The sequence below is a fragment of the Kocuria sp. genome (assembly GCF_030538595.1).
GTDB lineage: Bacteria > Actinomycetota > Actinomycetes > Actinomycetales > Micrococcaceae > Kocuria.
Map to the genome: position 1 here is coordinate 505,111 of NZ_JAUNTS010000001.1, position 6,328 is coordinate 511,438.

At 63.4% G+C, this 6,328-nt stretch carries 3 protein-coding genes; all 3 read left to right on the plus strand.

Translation table 11 applies throughout. The features are described 5' to 3' along the window. The first annotated feature begins 79 nt into the window (after positions 1–79). The gene (locus Q4G32_RS02300) at positions 80–3,202 is read left to right on the plus strand and encodes a DEAD/DEAH box helicase (RefSeq protein WP_303348925.1); all 3,123 of its coding nucleotides are present in this window, start codon (positions 80–82) and stop codon (positions 3,200–3,202) included. A gap of 145 nt (positions 3,203–3,347) precedes the next feature. Further along, positions 3,348–4,496: a hypothetical protein gene (locus tag Q4G32_RS02305; RefSeq protein WP_303348926.1), complete on the plus strand. Its 1,149-nt coding sequence runs from the start codon at positions 3,348–3,350 to the stop codon at positions 4,494–4,496. A gap of 262 nt (positions 4,497–4,758) precedes the next feature. After that, complete coding sequence (locus Q4G32_RS02310) at positions 4,759–5,916, plus strand: VIT1/CCC1 transporter family protein (protein WP_303348927.1); 1,158 nt, start codon at positions 4,759–4,761, stop codon at positions 5,914–5,916. The last annotated feature ends 412 nt before the right edge of the window (positions 5,917–6,328 follow it).

The following is a 6,328-nucleotide window of genomic DNA, read 5'->3' on the forward strand; positions in this document are numbered from 1 at the left end:
TTGAGGTCACCGCGGGTGCTTTCGGCGTTGTCCCCGGCCCACGGCAAGGGTGTCCCCGGCGGCTCCTAGAATGGTGAGAATGACCTCATCTGCCGCCGAGTCCCACACGGCCCGCCCGCTGCCCTCCTGGCAGCGGGCTCTGGCCACCATGCTGGACGACGACGCCGCAGCCCAGAACGTTGAAGACGCCGACTTCCCCGCCCCCGCCATTGGATTGGAGTTCGATCTACAGCTGCCCACGTTCCGCAGGGTTCATCGCGGGCGGCAGAGCCAAGCGGGTGCACCCTACACAGTGGGCATGCGCCCCGTGCGCCAGGGCAAGCGCGGTGGATGGGTGCGTGGCGGGCTCGACTGGGAAAAAGTGGTGGAGGCCGGTGTCTCCGGGCTGCTCTCCCCCGAACAAGCTGACTGGTTTGACGAAATCCGGACCCTGGCCAATGTGCGCTCCCGCCAAGCCCTCCACGACCGTCATTGGGTCTACCTGGAACATTACGAATCACCCGTGCTGTGGTCCCTACTGGCCCGAGCCCCAGAACTGGACGTGCAGTTCATCACCAAGGATCACGGCCAACCCGTGCGGATCAGCCGGCCGGGGCGCTTTCAGATTGATCTGGTCCATGATTCCAACGGGGATTTGGTGCTGCACCCGGAGGTGGTGTTTCACCCATCCCAGGATGGGGACAGCGAATCTGCACTTGCTGCTCAAGATTCTCCACCCCGCACGGTGTCCTTGGAGACCACCGGCATTGTGGGGGTACCCGGCCACGGAGTGTTCTTCCCGGAGGCCACTGATCCAGCGGAGGTGGAGCGCGCCGAGGACCCCAACCGCTTTCCCCTGACCTTGGTTCCGCTGCGCACGCGCCTGACCCGCGATCAACGCCAGTTCCTGGAATCCGCGCATGAAGTCACGGTGCCGCAGTCAGAGATTCAAGAGTTCTTGGACCGCTGGTTTCCCCGCCTGCATCAGCGCGTTGGGCTCACCAACGACGACGGCTCGGTGGAGCTCCCGGAGGTGGCCCCACCGGAGATGGTGCTGACCGTGCAGCACGATGATCTGACCATTCGGTTGGACTGGGAGTGGGAGTACAGCCACGGTGGGCAACGCATCCGTTTGCCTTTCCGCCCCGCCGACCCCCTGGGCACGGAGCCCGTGAAACGCGAATCCACGTGGGAGACGGCCATGACCAAGGCCGTTGCGCGGCGTGTGCCAGATCTGGAGTTCCGCCGTTCGGCATATGTGGGATATGACGCCGTGGTGTTGCTGCGAGATTGGCTGCCCGAATTGGAAAAAGTCCATGATCTGCGGATTCGGATCACCGGAACCGAACCTGCCTACAAACCTTCGGATGAACCACCGCAGATCACCGTCTCCACGCTGCCCAGCGAACACCGTGATTGGTTCGATTTGGGCGTGACCGTGCGGGTGGGGGATTTTTACGTCCCGTTCGCAGATGTGTTCCGCGCCCTGTCCAGAGGCCAAGACGTGATGATGCTGCCCAACGGCTCCTGGTTTGCCCTGGATGCACCGCGGTTCGAGCACCTGCGTGAACTGTTGCGTGAGGCTCGTTCCCTCCAGGAGGCCCCCGGCGACCAGCTGCGGATCTCCAAACATCACATCGGTCTGTGGCAGGACTTGGAAGAGCTTTCCGATGAAAGCCACGCCGTGGTGCAGTGGCGTCAGGCCGTGCAGCGTCTGGTCCACCGCGAACCCAGTGATCCTGCACCCGTTCCCGCCGCCTTGACGGCGCAGCTGCGCCCCTACCAGGTGGAGGGGTACCGGTGGTTGACGGCCCTGCATGAGCTGGGTTTGGGCGGCATTTTGGCCGACGACATGGGCTTGGGCAAGACCGTCCAGGTGATCGCCATGTTCACCCGGGTTCTGGAACAGGCCCAGTCGGCCACCCAGAACACGACTCAAGAATCCTCGGTCCGGTCTGACCTGGACTCTACGACTGCGCCAGCGGTTCACCCGTTCCTGGTGGTGGCCCCCACCTCAGTGGTGCCCAACTGGGTCTCGGAGATCAACAAGTTTGCCCCGCACCTGCGAGTGGCCGCGGCCACCGGTACGGCGGCGGGTTCCGGTGAGGTGCCGTCGCAGTTGGCGGCGAGCAACGACGTCGTCGTGACCTCCTACACGCTCCTGCGTTTGGATGAGGCGCTGTGGAGCCAACCCGAGTGGGAGGCGGTGGTCCTGGATGAGGCGCAGTTTGTGAAGAACCCGCGCACGCAGGCGCACCGGGTGGCTCGCGGGCTGAGAACAAACAGCACCATTGCGGTCACAGGCACCCCGTTGGAAAACGGGCTCACCGATTTGTGGGCGCTGCTGAGTTTGAGCGCTCCCGGGCTGTTCCCGTCGCGGCGAAAATTTGTGGAGGATTACCAGCGGCCCATTGAGGTGTCCGCGGACAGGGCAGCCCTGACGCGGATGCGGCGGCGTATTGCTCACTTCATGCTGCGTCGCACCAAGGACGCGGTAGATCTGCAGCTTCCCCCCAAACTGGAGCAGACCCTACGGATTCAACTCAGCCAGGAGCACCGCAAGCTCTACGATCTCCACCTGCAACGCGAGCGGGCCAAAGTGCTCAAACTGTTGCCTGAACTCAATCGCAACCGCTTCACCATTTTCAGTTCCCTGACCAAGTTGCGGCTGATGGCCCTGGACCCGTCCCTGGTTGATCCTGAACTGGACATCAGTTCTTCCAAGCTGGAGGCGTTGTTCGAGCACCTGCCGGAAATCGTGGCAGAAGGGCACCGCCCGCTGGTCTTTTCCCAGTTCACCGGCTTCTTGAAGCTGGCAGCGGCAAGGCTGGATCGCCTGGGCATCCCGTACGCGTATTTGGATGGCTCCACCCGGGATCGCGGTGCCGTGATCCAGAGGTTCCGTGACGGTCAGGCCAAGGTGTTCCTGATTTCCTTGAAGGCCGGCGGAACGGGGCTGAATCTGACGGAGGCCGACTATTGCTTCCTGCTGGATCCCTGGTGGAATCCCATGGCGGAGAATCAAGCAGTGGACCGGGCGCACCGGATTGGCCAGGATCGCAAGGTCATGGTGTACCGCCTGGTGGCCAGCGGAACCATCGAGGAAAAAGTGATGGAGCTCAAGGAACGCAAGGCACGCCTGTTCGACTCCGTGATGGACGACGACGGCACGTTCTCCTCCGCCCTGACCCAACAAGACGTCATGGAATTGTTCCGTCAGTGAAAACCTTGACTCACCAGTAACTTGCGCGGGATGATGTCACGTCAACAATAGGCTGCCGCGTCACATTGCGGCCAGTTACCACCTCACGTGTGATCAGCGCGTTTGTGCAATACCGTGAGTAGTCAATCCCAGGAGGTACGCGGACGTGAACACGCCATCACCCGGCCTCCCGCTGTTCGTGGATCGGCATGGTCCCATCATTGCCGACATGGTCGATCGCGGGTTGCGCCCCGATCAGATTCGTCGCCGTTTCCATCTGCTGCACCCGCAGGAATCTCCGAGTCTGCTCAATGAGATGTTGAACCGGCTGGCCCCGCCCTATTCCATCCAGGAAGCCACCGCCATGGCCACGCACTACACGGATGCTCAGATCCGCGTGGGCGTTGAAGTGGTGGTCTTCCAGGATGCAGGTTTGCCCCATGACTTTGACGCGGCTTGTCTGTTGGATGAGGCCACGTTCCAGGCCATTGAACAGCTGACCAGCACCTATGACCCCTCCGGGGCATCCACCCGCAACCTGCTGGGTGCCATTGCCGCCGTGCGCCAAGCCGTTGCAGGTGGACAGAAGTTCCGCCTCCAACCCAGCACGTACGAGCAGGTGCGCAGCAGATTGGGGAGCGATGTCGGCTTGACCGATGCTCCCGCGTGGCCCGTCCCGTGGACGGAGGTGGCTTACCGCATGGGCAATGGGCTGTGGAACTGCGCCATTCGCTCCATGGGTCTGGAAAGCACCTCCGGCACGCGCACCACCCTGCCGTGCGGGCAGGTGACACCAGAGGCTCGGGATGCCGCGGCGGAGGTCCGCGAAATCCACGATCCGGGGATTGGCCTGATTGCCCCCCAGATCCCGGCGGACCAGATTCCGGAGGCCGTGTGGGACAACCTGCGTGACCTCTTGGCGGATGATCTGGCCACCCTTCCGTGGAAGAGCCAGCTGGTGCTCAAATACCTGGCTGACGGCACGGGCAACACACCGTCCGCGTGGGCCGGTGCGGGACCGGACGGCGTCACCTGCGCCATGTCCACCACGGTCACTGTTCCGGTTTCGCACTGGCCGTTGGATGTGGCCTACTTTGACGAAGGCCATTGGGATGAACCCACCTCCTGGGACAGCCCGTGGACAGCTGGACCGCTGGAGCCCGTCACCGCCGCCGAGCGCATGGTGGATGGCTTGCGTTTTGGTCGCCTGTGCCCTGATCCCTACAGCTTCCGGTGGGGTACCACCGTGGCCGCCACCGCCCAGGCCCCAGTGGAGCAGAGCTCCGGGGAGGTCATTCCGCTGCGCAGCAGTTGAATGACCTCCCGCTAGGCCCGTAACAGACCTCACGTTCACGCACAAGCTCCTGTGGCGTAAACTGAATCGGTCGAAGGGGAGTAGTTCCACGCGTCATCCATTCGTGGGTCACGCAGCGGTCAGTCGACATACCGGTCTCTTGGAGGAGTCCCGGCTGGCCACCCGCGATTGGGCGAACGAGACCTTTGCACCGGGCCACAGGCCCGTTCCCCGCTCTACGGATCACCGTACCCGATGGGCCGGTGAGGACAAGGACTCCTCCATGGCTGATACGCCACGCCCCAACACATCCCCTGCCGCTGAGAACTCCACGTCAGCTCCCGGGCAGGAGCCCACGCCAGCTCAAATTCGCCGCTGGCGCCGCTACCTGGCGGAGGAACGTGCGGAGGCGGAAATCTACCGCCGCCTGGGTGAATCGAGCACCGGCAGGCACCGGGAAATCTTGTTGCAGGTTTCGGAAGCGGAGGGCCGCCACGCCCAACACTGGGAGACCAAGCTGGGCGAGCACGCCCACAAACCCGCCCGCCCATCAGCTGGTTCCCGTGTGCTGATGTTCTTGGCGGAGCATTTTGGTTCCGTATTTGTTCTGGCTCTGCTGCAGCGTGCCGAATCACGCTCGCCGTACCAGGACGACCAGGATGCCTCCCCCGCCATGGCTGCGGATGAGGCAATCCACGAAGAAATTGTGCGAGCCCTGGCCAACGATGGCCGGCAACGCCTGTCCGGCAATTTCCGCGCCGCAGTGTTCGGCGCCAATGACGGCCTGGTCTCCAACTTGGCCCTGGTCATGGGCGCAGGGGCCACCGGGATGTCCTCCACCATGGTGCTGTTCACGGGTATTGCGGGGCTTTTGGCCGGTGCGCTGTCCATGGGTGCCGGCGAGTTCGTCTCCGTACGCTCCCAACGGGAACTCCTGGAGGCCTCCTCCCCCACCCAGGTCACCCTCACGGCAGCACCCGATCTTGACCTGGACGCCAATGAGCTGGAGTTGATTTACAAGGCTCGCGGTATGAGCGCGGAAGCGGCTGCCCACCGGGTGCAAGAACGTTTGGGGTACCTGGACTGCGATTGCGACCCCTCCCTGTCCTTCAAGGACTCCGCCCCCGAGGATCAGGAGACCGCACCCGGCGAGCACGTGGCCCTGGGAACTGACTTGGGCGCGGCCGGTTCCAGTTTCTGCTTCTTTGCCTCCGGCGCCGTGATCCCCATTCTCCCCTACCTGTTTGGCTTGGGAGGCGGTTGGGCCCTGGTGGTCGGTATGGCACTGGTGGGTGTGGCGCTGCTGGTCACGGGCGGTTTGGTTGGTCTGCTCTCCGGCGCTTCTCCGCTGGCGCGCGGTCTGCGACAGTTGGCCATCGGCTACGGGGCTGCGATAGCCACTTACCTCCTGGGGCTGCTCTTCAACGTGGCCGTGCTCTGAGTCCACCAAGGCACGGGATCGCGTGACAGGGTTCACACCACTGAAAAGTGCCTTGTCACCTTACGTCATGGCCGCTGGACGGTGCCCGCCAAGGATAAAGACTCGATAACATGTACCCCGTGGCTCTAGGCCACACGGCATCAGGGGGGCGCCGCAGAATCCGCTGACCGCTTGGCACTGGGGGGTGCCACCAGTCATGCGCCTGGGGCGTATCCAACCGACCAGCCCACGGTTGCCCTTTGATGAGACGCTTGGCGTCTGCCGGTGCTCGCGGGTTTTTTCCATCTACGGAAGCGCATCTCTCCCCGCGCTGGGTGCTTTTGAGCATCCGTTCCCGCGAGCCCCGGTCCTCCCACCACAAGCCGTGCGCAGTTTGATACCTCATCAGCGCTGATGAGGTATCAAACTGCGC